This window comes from Streptomyces sp. NPDC005863 (genome assembly GCF_042871345.1).
Classification (GTDB): domain Bacteria; phylum Actinomycetota; class Actinomycetes; order Streptomycetales; family Streptomycetaceae; genus Streptomyces.
Genome location: NZ_JBIAII010000011.1, coordinates 58,132 through 71,644, shown reverse-complemented (window position 1 = coordinate 71,644; position 13,513 = coordinate 58,132). Strand labels below are relative to the sequence as shown.

The window sequence follows — 13,513 nt, the reverse complement described above, 5'->3', positions numbered from 1 at the left end:
ACGGGCCCCCGGGACCTTGGTCCCGATTACGCACTGTCAGCTGCGCAGATGTGCCAGGGAGGCGCCCATAAGAGCGGCCCGTTCGGCGTTTGTGGGCACGTGCTCGAACCCGAAGCCGAGCAGCACGCTGTCACGCGCTGTGACCGCCGCGAAGGTACGGAAGAGCTCCCCGGTGCGCGCCCAGTCGCCTGTGATAGTGGGGCTGCCGGGCGGGGGCGGCGCGACGGTCCAGGAGCCGAGCGAGGTCTCGAATCCCTCGGACTCGACGGCGTTGCCGCCGACCACGAATTGCGCGTTGTCGGCGAAGAGGCCGCGGCCTCCGCTGGAGGGGTCGGTGACGGAGCTGAGCGACACCTCGATCTTCTTTCCGGCGTACGCGCTGAGGTCGAACGCGACGGGCTTCCAGCCGCCCGACGAGCCGGTGAAGCTGTTCCAGGCGCCGCTGGTGCCGGAGGCGGTGCAGCCGCCGCCGTCGAGCGTCAGGTAGTGGCGCAGGAAGGGGTGTCCGTTGACGAAGAAGCCGGCCGCGCACTCGGCGGGGACGGCGGTGGACGAGTTGCCGTTCTTGTCCGGCAGCGTGGTCCAGTCCTCCGCGCCGGTGGTGTGCGCCTCTAGGAGGCCGTGGTCGTAGCCGGTCTCCAGGTTCCAGTTGAGGGCGAGGCGCAGCTCCGGTTGGTCGGCGGCGGTGACGCCGGTCAGGTCGATGGTGTGGGTGATCCGCTTCCAGTCCTGGTCGGTGTGGGTGGCCGAGGCCATGCCCTGGCCCTCGAAGGGGGCGTAGGGGTTGGCGATGCCCGGGTAGGAGCCCGCGGCCGCGCTCTTGAACCGCGGGAAGTCGCGGGGCGGCAGGATGTCGGAGGTGACGGTGAAGCGTCCGGCCTTGTCGAGCGGGTTGGCGCCGGCGGCGGCGAGCGGGGTGCTGACGCCGTCGAGCGCCCCGGTGCCCTTGAAGCTGTCGGCGCCGGGCGCGGAGGCGCGGTCGTAGGCGCCCAGGTAGTACTGCGCGAAGTCGTCGGTGAGGGCCTCGCCCAGATCGACGTCGCCGCCGGCGCGCTCACCGGCCTCGATGAGCTTGCCGCCCTCGTTGAGATGGTCGCGCAGGGCGAGTTGGGTGGCCGCGCCGGGGACGGGGTCGCCGGTGGAGTGGACCACCACGGGGAAGTGCGCCAGGACGCCGAGCGGGTGCGGGACGCCTTGCTTCGCCACGTCCCAGACGGCGGCCGAGCGGCCGTTGGCCTTGATGGCGTCGACGTACTTCTGGGTCTCGGTGGCGCTCGCGCCTTCTTCGGCCACGACGAGCGTGTTGGCCTTGGGGCGCTCGGCGACGGTGTACGTGAAGTGCTCGCTGCGGGTGCTGCCCTTCTTCGTACGTCCGGAGAACCACACCTCTACCTTGTCGCCGACGCGGGCGCCCTCGACCTTCGCGCGGTACTCGTCGAAGTAGAGGTTGTCCTCGCCGCCGTAGGTCTCGCCGCCCTTCCAGGCGCGGAGGTCCTCGTGGTGGGTGCGGCCGCCGTTGACGCGGTAGTTGAGCTCCTTGGCGCGGACCGACCTGCGGGCGGTGACGGCGACCTGCTGGTCGCCTCCGCGCGCGTAGGAGGTGGTGAAGGCGTCGGGGGTGAAGTCGGGGGCGTCGATGCCGGTGACGGAGACCGGCTGGTCGGGGTGGAGCGCGGTCTCGGCGACGGCGAGCGCGAAGGGCACGTTCTTCGCGAACTCCTGCTGGATCAGCTTCTCGTCGTCGGGGAAGGTGAAGACGGAGGCGCAGTCCTCGGGCTTCCAGGCGTCGTCGGGGTCGACGTCCGACGCGGTCTGGCAGGTGGACATCTCGGGGGTGAACATCGCCATGCCGTTGACGTTGCCCGCGTGTCCGTCGGCCTCGCCGTTGGTGGTGTAGAGCTCGGAGGAGACCTGTGGGTGGTAGCCGGGGATCGCGGACTTCTCCGGGGTGCCGGCCAGCGCCTTGTAGAGGACGTCGTCCGGGGTCGGCGTGGCTACCTGCCAGCCCACTCCGTAGAGGAGCAGTTCGGCCGCGGAGTGGTAGTTGATGCCGTACGTGAACCCGATGCGCTTCTCGAAGCGGTCGATGGCCACGGTCTCCGGCTCGGACATCGGGCGTGCGCCCCGGTAGGTCTCGTTCGAGGAGTCGGGGGAGGAACCCTCGTTGTCGTAGCCCCACTTGTACGCGAAGTTGCGGTTGAGGTCGACGCCGTCGCCGGCGGCGATCTTGCCGTCGCCGTCCACGTCGCGGAGGTTCTTGCGCCACTGGCGGTTGGCCGCGGCGGCGTGCGTGTAGTCGTAGCCGTCGGGGTTGGCGGAGAGCACGAACCACAGCTCGGTGGAGTCCACAAGCCGGGTGACGCGCTTGTCCTTGCCGTAGTTGTCCAGGTAGTGATGCATCAGGCGGCGGGTCATCTCGGGGGTGATCCACTCGCGCGCGTGCTGGTTGGACATGTACAGCGTGGCCGGCTTGGCGCCGTCCTTGGTCTTCCCGGCGTTCTTGGAGAGCTTCAGGGCGAGGATGTCCTGGCCCTTGAGGGTCTTGCCGATGGAGACGACCTTGGTGAGGCCGGGGTGGGCCTGCCCGGTCTTGACGATCTCCTCCCGCAGGCCGCCCTTTCCGCTGTACGGCCGGAAGACGCCGTCCCCCGCGGCCTTGAGCCGCTTCTCGGCGCCCGCCGTGATCTTGTGCTCGCCGAGCTCGATGCCCTTGCGCTCGACGGCCTTGGCCTGGCCCTCGGTCAGATAGAGCTCGACGCGGCCGGTGCCGCGCTCGGGCGTCTGTCCGGCGAGCTCGTGGGCGTCCTGGCCCGCCGCGACCAGCAGGGGTATCTGCCTCTTGGTGACGTCGGCCTGGTAGACGTGCACGGCGGCCGGGTCGTCGGCCTTCGGGGTGGTGCTCGGCCCGCTCGCCCCGGCCTGTGGTGCGACGGCGAGACCGCCGATCAGCACCACGCCGGCCGCGAGAACGGATCTCGCGCTCGCTCTTCGTCTCATGAGCCCCCCTTGCGGTTGTCCGGCACAGATGTGCGGGATGCCAGGCTCGTGACGGTGCATGATCATGTCAATACAGCGGGTGAAGGCGGGCGGAGCGGACACACGAAAGCCGCCGGTGCCTGCGGGGCACCGGCGGCTCGAGAGACGTGGGGGCGGGTCAGACCGCCATGTTGTCCGCGAGCTCCTCGCTCAGATTGGACTCGGTCCCCGGGATGCCGATGTCCTGGGCGCGCTTGTCGGCCATGGCGAGCAGCCGGCGGATGCGGCCCGCGACGGCGTCCTTGGTCAGCGGCGGGTCGGCGAGCGCGCCCAGCTCCTCCAGGGAGGCCTGCTTGTGCTCCATGCGCAGGCGTCCGGCGGCCGCGAGGTGCTCGGGCACCTCCTCGCCGAGGATCTCCAGGGCGCGCTGCACGCGGGCGCCGGCGGCGACGGCCGCGCGGGCCGAGCGGCGCAGGTTCGCGTCGTCGAAGTTGGCCAGGCGGTTGGCGGTGGCGCGCACCTCGCGGCGCATCCGCCGCTCCTCCCAGGCGAGCACCGACTCGTGCGCGCCGAGCCGGGTGAGCAGGGCGCCGATGGCGTCGCCGTCGCGTACGACGACCCGGTCCACGCCGCGCACCTCGCGCGCCTTGCTGGCGATCTGCAGCCTGCGCGCGGCGCCGACCAGCGCGAGCGCAGCCTCCGGGCCGGGGCAGGTCACCTCCAGGGAGGAGGAGCGGCCGGGCTCGGTGAGCGAGCCGTGCGCGAGGAAGGCGCCGCGCCAGGCCGCCTCGGCGTCACAGGTGGCCCCCGAGACCACCTGCGGGGGCAGGCCGCGGATGGGGCGGCCTCGGCCGTCCACGAGTCCCGTCTGGCGGGCCAGCTGGTCGCCGCCCGCAACCACCCGTACGACGTAACGCGAGCCGCGGCGCAGGCCGCCGGGGGCCATCACGATCAGCTCCGAGCCGTGCCCGAAGATCTCCAGGATGTCCCGCTTGAGGCGGCGTGCCGCCATCGCGGTGTCCAGCTCCGCCTCGATCACGATGCGGCCGCTCACCAGGTGAAGGCCGCCCGCGAACCGCAGGATCGCCGAGACCTCTGCTTTTCTGCAGCAGGTCCGGGTGACGGGGAGCCGGGAGATCTCGTCCTTCACCGCTGCCGTCATCGCCATGGGCCGATCCTTCCATGCATCCGAAAAATACGGTCGTACGCGGCTGCCAGGAGCTCCGGGTCGTGCCGCGGAGTTCCGTCGGGCCGGGCCACCGGCGCCAGCTCGACCGTGGCGCCGAGCCGCTTGGCGGCATCGGTGAGTGACGCACGGTCGGGCACGGCGGCCTCGTCGGCCAGCACCACGTCCAGGGCGAGTTTAGGGGCGTGTCGGGCCAAAACCTCCAAATGACGCTGCGGAGAGAAGCCTTCGGTTTCTCCCGGTTGCGGCGCGAGGTTGAGCGGGAGGACCTTGCGGGCCTTCGTCTCGGTGAGCGCGTCGAGCAGTTCCGGGACCAGCAGGTGCGGGATCACCGAGGAGAACCAGGAGCCGGGGCCGAGCACCACCCAGTCCGCGTCCAGGACGGCGGCGACCGCCTCGGGGACGGCCGGCGGGTCGTGCGGCACGACGTGCACGGACTGCACCTCGCCCGGGGTGAGGGCCACCGTGGCCTGGCCGCGGACCGTGTCCACGTCGTCCGGGCGCTTGGGGTCGTGGCCCTTGACCAGGGCCTGCAGCTCCAGCGGCACGGCCGACATGGGCAGCACCCGGCCCCGCGCGCCGAGCAGCGTGCCGACCAGGTCGAGCGCCTGCACGTGGTCGCCGAGCTGCTCCCACAGGGCGACGATCAGCAGATTGCCGACCGCGTGCTCGTGCAGGTCGCCCTTGGACTGGAAGCGGTGCTGGATGACGCGGGACCAGGTCTGGCCCCAGTCGTCGTCGCCGCAGAGCGCGGCGAGCGCCTTGCGCAGATCGCCGGGCGGCAGTACGCCCAGCTCGTCGCGGAGCCGGCCGCTCGACCCGCCGTCGTCGGCGACCGTGACGACGGCGGTGAGGTCCCCGGCCCCGGTGATGCGGCGCAGCGCGGCGAGCGAGGCGGACAGGCCCATGCCCCCGCCGAGCGCGACCACCTTCGGCTGGGTGCCCCGCTTGCGGCCCAGCCGGCTCAGGCGGACGGTCCGGCGGTTGCGTGTCATTCGCGCCCCATGTCCCGGTGGACGATGACGGTCTCCACGCCCTCGGACGCCAGGCGCGCCGCGAGCTTCTCCGACATGGCGACGGAGCGGTGCTTGCCGCCGGTGCAGCCGACCGCGATCGTCACGTACCGCTTGCCCTCGCGGCGGTAGCCCGCGGCGATGAGCTGGAGCAGTTCCGCGTACCGGTCGAGGAACTCCTTGGCGCCTGGCTGGTTGAAGACGTACGCCGCGACCTCCTCGTTCTGGCCGGTGAACTGGCGCAGCTCGGGGACCCAGTGGGGGTTCGGCAGGAAGCGCATGTCGACGACGAGGTCGGCGTCGACCGGCAGGCCGTACTTGAAGCCGAAGGACATGACGGTGGCCCGCAGCTCGGGCTCCTCCTCGCCCGCGAACTGGGCGTCCATCTTGGCGCGCAGCTCGTGCACGTTGAGGCTGGAGGTGTCGATCACCAGGTCGGCGTCGCCGCGCAGCTCGCGCAGGAGGTCGCGCTCGGCCGCGATGCCGTCGACGATGCGGCCGTCGCCCTGCAGCGGGTGCGGGCGGCGGACCGACTCGAAGCGGCGGACCAGGGCCTCGTCGGAGGACTCCAGGAAGACGATGCGCCGGGTGACGTTCTTCGACTCCAGCTCGGCGAGGGACTCGCGGAGGTTGTCGAAGAAGCGCCGGCCGCGGACGTCGACGACGACCGCGATACGGGCGACGTTGCCCTGCGAGCGGGCGCCGAGCTCCACCATGGTGGGGATCAGCGCGGGCGGCAGGTTGTCGACCACGAACCAGCCGAGGTCCTCCAGGCACTTCGCCGCGGTGCTCCGGCCCGCGCCGGACATCCCGGAGATGATCACCAGCTCCGGGATCGCGGCGTCCGGAACCGCCGGCGTGTCGATGGGCGTGCCCGCGCTCACTTGCTCTCCACCTTCGTCGTGCTCGCTCATGTCTCCTGCCCCCGTCGTTCCTCCGAGGTGCCCGCGGTCACGGGCTCCTCCTCTTCCATGATCTCTCCGGTCGCCGTGTTCACGGCGGGCCCGGCGGGTGTCGCCCCGGCGAGGGCCGCCACGATGGCCTCGGCCGTCTTGCGGCCCACGCCCGGCACCTCGCAGATCTGGTCGATTGTCGCGGATCGGAGCCTCTTCACCGAACCGAAGTGCTTGATCAGCGTCTGCTTGCGCGCGTCCCCGAGGCCCGGCACGACGTCCAGCGGGCCCGCCCGGAACCGCTTGGCCCGCTTGTTGCGCTGGTAGGTGATGGCGAAGCGGTGGGCCTCGTCACGCACGCGCTGCAGGAGGTAGAGGCCCTCGCTGGTGCGCGGCAGGACCACCGGGTCGTCCTCGTCGGGGACCCAGACCTCCTCCAGGCGCTTGGCCAGCCCGCACACCGCGATGTCGTCGATGCCGAGCTCGTCGAGGGCCCGCTTGGCGGCCGCCACCTGCGGCTGGCCGCCGTCCACGACGACGAGCTGCGGCGGGTAGGCGAACCGCTTGGGGCGGCCGTCCTCCTCGGTCGGGCCGAGGTCGGTGACCTCACCGGTCTCCTCGTCGACCCACTCCCCGCTCTTCTCCTTCTCCGCGAGGTAGCGCCGGAAGCGGCGGGTGATCACCTCGTGCATGGAGCGGACGTCGTCCTGGCCCTCGAAGCCCTTGATCTGGAAGCGGCGGTACTCGCTCTTGCGGGCGAGGCCGTCCTCGAAGACGACCATCGAGGCCACCACGTCGTCGCCCTGCAGGTGGGAGATGTCGTAGCACTCGACGCGCAGGGGCACGCTGTCCAGCTCCAGGGCGGCGGCGATCTCCTCCAGGGCGCGCGAGCGGGTGGTGAGGTCGGAGGCGCGCTTGGTCTTGTGCAGCACCAGGGACTGCTGGGCGTTGCGCGCGACGGTCTCCATGAGGGCCTTCTTGTCGCCGCGCTGCGGGATGCGCAGCGAGACGTTGGCCCCGCGGCGCTCGGTCAGCCACTCCTGGACCGGCTCTATGGGGTCGGGCAGCGCGGGGACGAGGACCTCCTTGGGGACGGCGTCCCCGCTCTCCTCGCCGTACAGCTGCTGGAGGGCGTGCTCGACAAGGTCGCCGCTGGTGACCGCCTCGACCTTGTCGGTGACCCAGCCGCGCTGGCCGCGCACGCGTCCGCCGCGTACGTGGAAGATCTGGACGGCCGCCTCCAGCTCGTCCTCGGCGAGGGCGATGAGGTCGGCGTCGGTGGCGTCGGCGAGGACGACGGCGCTCTTCTCCATCGCCTTCCTGAGGGCCTCGATGTCGTCGCGCAGGCGGGCCGCCCGCTCGTACTCCATCTCTTCGGCGGCGTCCGCCATCTGTCGCTCCAGGCGGCGGATGTACGTGCCCGTGCGGCCGGCCATGAAGTCGCAGAAGTCCTCGGCGAGTTCGCGGTGCACCTCGGGGGTGACGCGCTCCACACAGGGCGCGGAGCACTTGCCGATGTAGCCGAGCAGGCAGGGGCGGCCGGTGCGGGCGGCGTTCTTGAACACGCCCGCGGAGCACGTGCGCACGGGGAAGGCGCGCAGCAGGAGGTCGACGGTGTCGCGGATCGCCCAGGCGTGGCCGTACGGCCCGAAGTAGCGCACGCCCTTCTTCTTCTGGCCGCGCATCACCTGGACCCGGGGGAACTGTTCGTTCATCGTCACCGCGAGGTACGGATAGCTCTTGTCGTCGCGGTACTTGACGTTGAACCGGGGGTCGAACTCCTTGATCCAGGAGTACTCCAGCTGGAGCGCCTCGACCTCGTTGGTGACGACCGTCCACTCCACGGAGGCGGCGGTCGTCACCATGGAGCGGGTGCGCGGGTGGAGCCCGGCCAGGTCCTGGAAGTAGTTGGCCAGGCGCTGGCGCAGGCTCTTGGCCTTCCCGACGTAGATCACCCGGCGGTGCTCGTCGCGGAATTTGTAGACCCCCGGGGCGTCGGGGATCTGTCCCGGCTTGGGGCGGTAGCTGGAAGGGTCGGCCATGTCGGACAGCCTACTTGCGGGCACCGACAGTCCGGCTCCGCGCTGTCCTCGCGGGCAGCGGCGGCCGGCGTCCCGGCCGCCGCTCCCCCGGTGCCGGCCGGGTCAGCCCCGCTGCCGGGCGCCGCGGCGCCGGACGAGTGCGGCGCCGGAGAGGCCGAGTGCGGCCAGGGCGCCCGCGCCGGCCAGCGACGAGGCGACCGTGACGGGGACGTCGAGGGACGACTGCGCCGCCGCCGTCCCGGAGTGGCCCTGCGCCTTCGCGTAGCCGCCGGCCTTGCCCGACTTCGCGTACGCGGAGCCCGGCAGCTTGTCGCCGTACGCCCGCCGCACGCGGGTGCGGTAGGCGGCGAGCGAGGTCCCCTCGGCGCCGACCGCGCGGACCGCGTCCTGGTCGAGCGGCAGCACGCGCGCGTGCCGTGCGTCCTCGACGTACCAGGCGTTGATCTGCGGCTCGTGGAAGACGGTACCGCCGGGGGACTTCTTCGCCCCTTCGCGCGCATAGCGGATCTCGTCGTCGCCGGTCGCGATGTTCACGACCTGCCAGGAGCCGCCCCGCTCGACGGTCCAGAGGGAGGCCTCCTGGCCGTCGGAGGAGACCGCCTTGCTGGCGAGGAACTCCAGGCGGGCGACGGGGGCGCCCTTCTTGCCCGCGACGAAGTCCGCGGACAGGTAGTGGACGGGCACGGCCCCGCCGTCGATGCGCGGGTCGGCGGCGGCCTTGGAGACCGCTCCCTCCCGTGCGAAGAAGCGGGACAGCGTGTCGAGGGTGCGCGGCGCCGCGGCCGCCCGGTGCGCGGCGGCGCGGGAGGCCGCGGAGGGCGCCGCGGGGTCGGGGCCGGAGCCCGGCTCTGCGGAGGCCGCGGGGGCCACGGCGCCGAGGAGCAGGGTGGCGGCGGTGCCGGCGAGCGCCGCCCTGGCCAGCCGGTGGCGCGGTGTCGTGCGGGGAAGGTGACGGGTCATCGCTCTCACGCCCCGATCCGGTAGAGCGAGTGGGTCCAGGAGAAGGTGTCGTTGTCGACGTACCAGGCGTGCGAGGCCCAGTTGTAGCGGTCGTTGGAGGGCCAGGGGTCGCCCCAGTAGACCCAGCTGCTCGCGTCGTCGTAGCCGTACAGGACGTGCATGTGGCCGCCGCCGTTGGACCACTGGATGCGGGTCTCGACCGGGCGTCCCGCGTTGATCTCGGCCTGCACGGTCGGATAGCGCAGCCAGCCGGTGACGTACGAGCCGGAGTTGATGCCCGCCCAGCGCAGGCCGCTCTGCACATTGCCGAGCGTGGCCTGGTTGTTGGGGCACTCGGTGTTCTGGTTGCGCCCGAAGGCGGCGTTGCAGAACTGGTTCTGGCTGTAGGTGCGGCCCAGGAAGGTCGCGATGGTGTTGCCGCCCGCGGCCCAGCACCAGTTGGTCTTCTGCTGGGCCTGCATGGTGATGTTCAGCCGCTTGGCGGCGCGGACGGACGGGCCGGGGGCCGTGCCGGTGCTCGCCGCGGCGGCCGCGGGCGCGGCCGTCGTGGTGGGTGCGGGGGTGAGCGGAGCGGCCGTGGCCGTGGCCACGGGTGCGGCGAAAAGGGCCGCGGCGACGACGGCGAGTGCGGACAGGCGTCTGGCGCCGCCGGTGCCGTTGCTCCTGGTGTGGGGTTCGCGCATGGCGTTCCTCCCGTGCGGGGTGGGGTGTGGAGGAGCGCGTCCGGACGCTGCGATTGAGCATCGAGTGTTGTCGGGTGCAGGTCAACACGCTTCAATGCGGAATTACTTGGGCCGTGAACGGCGGCGTACGGATGTGAACATCGCCCGCGCGCCCACCTGGCAGCCCGCCCCCACCGGTGCGAACGCCGGAACGGCAGAAGTGAACGTTCACAGAAGGAGCCCGCTGTGCGGCACGGCACACCACTCGCGGACGGCCGGGGCGAACAGCCCGGCAGGCACGACGACGCGGGGCACGAGAGCGCCCGGGACCACGAGGAGCCCGCGGACCTGGCGGCCGCCCTGCGCACCGGGCCGTTCCACCTCGCGCTGCGCACCGCGATCGCCGCGCGCCGGCTCCCGCTGCACCGCATACGCCACCATCTGATCCGGCACGGCGTCAACGTCGGCGTGACGAGCCTGAGTTACTGGCAGCAGGGCGCGCGCCGCCCGCAGCGCACCGAGTCACTGCGCGCCGTACGCGCCCTGGAGGAGATCCTGCAGCTCCCCGAGGAGTCGCTGATCCGGCTGCTCGTCCGCCCCGCCGAGCGCACCGACCGGTCCCGGCCCGCCGCCCGCTCGTACCGCTCCCTGGTGGAGGCATCGGACGTACTGCGCTCGCTCCTTGCCGAGTTGGGGTCCCCGGCCGACGGCGGGCTGCACACCATCGGCCACCACGAGCGGGTGCGGATCGGCGCGTGCCGGGAGATGGCGGGACGCGACTCGCAGCACGTCGTGCGGGCCCACCGGGACGGCGTGGACCGCTATGTCGCCATTCACCACGGGGACCCGGGGTGCTCCCCCGACCGGGTCCGGGTGCACGCCCTGGAGAACTGCCGTACGGGGCGGGTGCGGTGGCACCAGGGCACGGGGGTGCTCGTCGCGGAGCTGCTCTTCGACGCGCGGCTGCGGGCCGGCGACACGCATCTGTTCGGCTACGGCTTCGAGGACGGCACGGCCGGGCCCGCCACCGAGTACATGCGCGGCTTCACCTACGCGGGCGGCCAGTACGCGCTGCAGATCCGCTTCGACGAGGCAGCGCTGCCCGTACGCTGCCACCGCTTCGTCCAGCACTCGGCCGCGGCCCCGCGCGGCGGCCGTCAGGAGCTGACCCTGAGCGGCAGCCACCGCTCGGTGCATGTGGTCGAGCCGCAGGTGCGGGCGGGGATCCTGGGGATCGCGTGGGACTGGGAGTGAGCGGGGGGCCGGGCCCGCCGATAGAGGGTCAGGCTGCCTTCTACGCGGTCAGGCCTTCTTCGCCGGGCCCGCGATGATCTTGCCGTTGGCCACCTTCACCGGCAGTTCGGCGAGCGGCTCGACGGCCGGGTCGTGCAGCACCTTGCCGTTCGTGGCGTCGAACTGGCTGCCGTGACACTGGCAGGTCAGCTTGTGCCCCTCCAGGTTCTTGATCGGGCAGCGCGCGTGCGTGCAGATCGTGCTGTACGCCGTGTAGCGGTCCTCGGAGATGCGGCTGACGACGACGTTGTGGTCGGTGTACAGCTTCGAGGCGCCCACCTCCACCTCGTCGGACTTTCCGAGGTCCACCGGCGCGGTCGGCGCCGACCGGTTCGCCCCGTCGTCGCCGGACGAGCAGGCGGTGAGACCGAGTCCGACGGCCGGGGCGAGTGCGGCGGCCCGCAGCACGGTGCGGCGGGCGTGGGGCGTGCCGGACATGGTGTCTCCACAGGTGAGGGGTGTCGGTGACGGATCCGACCCTACCGGCGCGGGGCACCGGGGCCGGGCGGGGCGCGGCGCCACGACCGGGTGGGGCGTGCGCCCGCCCGAGAGGTGCCCGGTTCCGGCGACGCCTTCGCGCACCGCCTAGCCTGGGCGGGACGCCGCGCCCCTCGCGTGCCGCGGTGTCCGAGCCGGAGCAGGCAGCGCCCGAAAGGAACCGCCCGTGATCGTCGTCGCAGGAGAGGCCCTGATCGACCTCGTGCCGCAGGGCACGGCCGGCGAGCCGGGGCGGCTGCCCGTGCTCGCGCCCCGCCTCGGCGGCGGCCCGTACAACACCGCCGTGGCGCTCGGCCGGCTCGGCTCCCCCGTCGCCTTCTGCTCACGGGTCTCGCGGGACGCCTTCGGCGAGGCGCTCCTCGACGGGTTGCGGGCGGCCGGAGTCGACGTCTCGCCGGTGCGGCGCGGCCCGGAGCCGACGACGCTCGCCGTCGCCTCGATCGGCGCGGACGGCTCGGCCGGGTACTCCTTCTACGTCGAGGGCACGGCCGACCGGCTCTTCACCACGCCCGCCCGGCTCCCCGACGGCGTACGGGCGATGTCGTTCGGCACCTGCTCGCTGGTCCTGGAGCCGGGGGCGAGCGCGTACGAGGAGCTGATGCGGCGGTCCGCGGCGCGCGGCGTGTTCACCGCGCTCGACCCGAACGTACGGGCGGGCCTGATCCCGGACGCCGACGCCTACCGCGCCCGGTTCAAGAGCTGGCTGCCGTCGGTCTCGCTGCTCAAGCTGTCGCAGGAGGACGCCGACTGGCTCGGCGGCACCCCGCACGAGTGGCTGTCCGCCGGACCCGCGGCCGTGGTCGTCACGCACGGCGGCGACGGCCTGTCGCTGTACACGCGCGGCGGCATGGAGCTGCGGGTTCCCGGCGAGCGGGTGGACGTGGTGGACACGATCGGCGCGGGTGACACGGTCAACGCGGCGTTGCTGCACGGACTTTCGGCGCGGGACGCGCTCTCGGTGCGGGCGGCGGACGCGCTGGACGCGGCGGGCTGGACCGAGGTCCTGCGGTTCGCCGCGCGCGCGGCGGCTCTCACCTGCTCACGCGCGGGCGCGGAACCGCCGTACGCGGCGGAACTCGCGGGGGCGTAGGGCCCTACGGCCGCATCAGGTCGGTCCAGGCCGGAGCACGCCGAGGCGGGCCGGATCGGGCCGGATCGGGACGCATCAAGCCGGCGCAGGGCGCGGGGTCCGCTGCGCCCGCCGTCAGCGGTCCCTGAACGCCCCGTGCCGGCCCGCCCCCGCGGCGAAGCGGGCCGCGCCCTCGGCCGCGCCGGCCAGCGAGACCACGCCGTGGCGCAACTCGACGGCCAGCGCCTCCTGTTCGGGCAGGCCACCCTGTTCGTGCAGGGCGAGCCGGTCGTGTCGCAGACAGGTCTGCGGGAACGCGGCGATCTCCGCGGCGAGCCGCTCGGCCGCGGCGCGTGCGGTGCCGGTGGGCACGGTCCGGTTGACCAGGCCCATGCCGAGCGCCTCCGCGGCGTCCACGGGGCGGCCGGTCAGGATCAGGTCGAGGGCGCGCCCCTCGCCGATCAGCCGGGGCAACCGCACCGTGCCGCCGTCGATGAGCGGGACGCCCCAGCGGCGGCAGAATACCCCGAGTACGGCGTCCTCCTCCGCGACGCGCAGATCGCACCAGAGGGCGAGTTCGAGTCCGCCCGCTACGGCGTGGCCGGAGATGGCCGCAATCACCGGTTTGGAGAGACGCATCCGGGTGGGGCCCATGGGGCCGTCCCCGTCCTCGGTCACCGCGTTGCCGTCGGGGGTGCCGATGGCCTTGAGGTCGGCTCCCGCGCAGAAGGTGCCGCCCTCGCCCCACAGGACGGCGACGGCCGCGTCCGGGTCGGCGTCGAAGGCCCGGAAAGCATCGGCGAGCGCGTGGGCGGTGGGCCCGTCGACGGCGTTGCGGGCGGCGGGGCGGGACAGGATGACGGTGGTGACGGGGCCTGCGCGTTCGCTGCGTACGGGCATGAGTCCAGCCGATCACGCCAA

11 protein-coding genes are annotated in these 13,513 nt (G+C 72.8%); 2 read left to right on the top strand and 9 right to left on the bottom strand.

Annotation, left to right across the window (positions count from 1 at the left end; all coding sequences use genetic code 11):
- Positions 1 to 36: 36 nt before the first annotated feature.
- The 7 genes from ACFYO9_RS30890 to ACFYO9_RS30860 all read right to left on the bottom strand — a co-directional run bounded on the left by ACFYO9_RS30890 (position 37) and on the right by ACFYO9_RS30860 (position 9,753).
- Complete coding sequence (locus ACFYO9_RS30890) at positions 37 to 2,997, bottom strand: M14 family zinc carboxypeptidase (RefSeq protein WP_358777634.1); 2,961 nt, start codon at positions 2,995 to 2,997, stop codon at positions 37 to 39.
- A 157-nt stretch (positions 2,998 to 3,154) separates the two neighbouring features.
- Entirely contained in the window at positions 3,155 to 4,144 is a 990-nt protein-coding gene (whiA, locus tag ACFYO9_RS30885) for a DNA-binding protein WhiA (protein WP_355817932.1), read from the bottom strand.
- The gene (yvcK, locus tag ACFYO9_RS30880) at positions 4,135 to 5,157 is read right to left on the bottom strand and encodes a uridine diphosphate-N-acetylglucosamine-binding protein YvcK (RefSeq protein WP_355817929.1); all 1,023 of its coding nucleotides are present in this window, start codon (positions 5,155 to 5,157) and stop codon (positions 4,135 to 4,137) included. The genes whiA and yvcK overlap by 10 nt, the downstream gene beginning before the upstream one ends.
- A complete protein-coding gene (gene rapZ / locus ACFYO9_RS30875) occupies positions 5,154 to 6,089 on the bottom strand; it encodes an RNase adapter RapZ (protein WP_355817926.1) in 936 nt (311 codons plus the stop codon). Before rapZ ends, yvcK begins: the two co-directional genes overlap by 4 nt.
- Positions 6,086 to 8,110: an excinuclease ABC subunit UvrC gene (uvrC, locus tag ACFYO9_RS30870; protein ID WP_358777633.1), complete on the bottom strand. Its 2,025-nt coding sequence runs from the start codon at positions 8,108 to 8,110 to the stop codon at positions 6,086 to 6,088. The genes rapZ and uvrC overlap by 4 nt, the downstream gene beginning before the upstream one ends.
- 102 nt (positions 8,111 to 8,212) lie before the next feature.
- Positions 8,213 to 9,070: a hypothetical protein gene (locus ACFYO9_RS30865; protein ID WP_358777632.1), complete on the bottom strand. Its 858-nt coding sequence runs from the start codon at positions 9,068 to 9,070 to the stop codon at positions 8,213 to 8,215.
- 5 nt (positions 9,071 to 9,075) lie between these two features.
- On the bottom strand, positions 9,076 to 9,753 hold the full coding sequence (locus ACFYO9_RS30860) for a papain-like cysteine protease family protein (protein ID WP_358777631.1): 678 nt from the start codon (positions 9,751 to 9,753) through the stop codon (positions 9,076 to 9,078).
- Between the two features lie 327 nt (positions 9,754 to 10,080).
- On the opposite strand from ACFYO9_RS30860, the gene ACFYO9_RS30855 reads away from it, so the two are divergent.
- Complete coding sequence (locus ACFYO9_RS30855) at positions 10,081 to 10,986, top strand: hypothetical protein (protein ID WP_358711005.1); 906 nt, start codon at positions 10,081 to 10,083, stop codon at positions 10,984 to 10,986.
- A 48-nt stretch (positions 10,987 to 11,034) separates the two neighbouring features.
- Here the strand turns inward: ACFYO9_RS30855 and ACFYO9_RS30850 are convergent, their stop codons facing one another.
- A complete protein-coding gene (locus ACFYO9_RS30850; RefSeq protein WP_355817915.1) occupies positions 11,035 to 11,463 on the bottom strand; it encodes a Rieske (2Fe-2S) protein in 429 nt (142 codons plus the stop codon).
- 226 nt (positions 11,464 to 11,689) lie between these two features.
- Between ACFYO9_RS30850 and ACFYO9_RS30845 the strand changes: the two genes are divergently transcribed.
- A complete protein-coding gene (locus tag ACFYO9_RS30845) occupies positions 11,690 to 12,613 on the top strand; it encodes a carbohydrate kinase (RefSeq protein ID WP_355817912.1) in 924 nt (307 codons plus the stop codon).
- Between the two features lie 114 nt (positions 12,614 to 12,727).
- Here ACFYO9_RS30845 and ACFYO9_RS30840 read toward each other — a convergent pair whose 3' ends face one another.
- Positions 12,728 to 13,492, bottom strand: coding sequence for a crotonase/enoyl-CoA hydratase family protein (locus ACFYO9_RS30840; protein ID WP_355817909.1), 765 nt, complete (start codon positions 13,490 to 13,492; stop codon positions 12,728 to 12,730).
- Between the last annotated feature and the right edge of the window lie 21 nt (positions 13,493 to 13,513).

Bases quoted from the DNA above. Each gene is read 5' to 3' on its own strand.
- ACFYO9_RS30890 (WP_358777634.1), bottom strand. From the start codon at position 2,997: ATGAGACGAAGAGCGAGCGCGAGATCCGTTCTCGCGGCCGGCGTGGTG.
- whiA (WP_355817932.1), bottom strand. From the start codon at position 4,144: ATGGCGATGACGGCAGCGGTGAAGGACGAGATCTCCCGGCTCCCCGTC.
- yvcK (WP_355817929.1), bottom strand. From the start codon at position 5,157: ATGACACGCAACCGCCGGACCGTCCGCCTGAGCCGGCTGGGCCGCAAG.
- rapZ (WP_355817926.1), bottom strand. From the start codon at position 6,089: ATGAGCGAGCACGACGAAGGTGGAGAGCAAGTGAGCGCGGGCACGCCC.
- uvrC (WP_358777633.1), bottom strand. From the start codon at position 8,110: ATGGCCGACCCTTCCAGCTACCGCCCCAAGCCGGGACAGATCCCCGAC.
- ACFYO9_RS30865 (WP_358777632.1), bottom strand. From the start codon at position 9,070: ATGACCCGTCACCTTCCCCGCACGACACCGCGCCACCGGCTGGCCAGG.
- ACFYO9_RS30860 (WP_358777631.1), bottom strand. From the start codon at position 9,753: ATGCGCGAACCCCACACCAGGAGCAACGGCACCGGCGGCGCCAGACGC.
- ACFYO9_RS30850 (WP_355817915.1), bottom strand. From the start codon at position 11,463: ATGTCCGGCACGCCCCACGCCCGCCGCACCGTGCTGCGGGCCGCCGCA.
- ACFYO9_RS30840 (WP_355817909.1), bottom strand. From the start codon at position 13,492: ATGCCCGTACGCAGCGAACGCGCAGGCCCCGTCACCACCGTCATCCTG.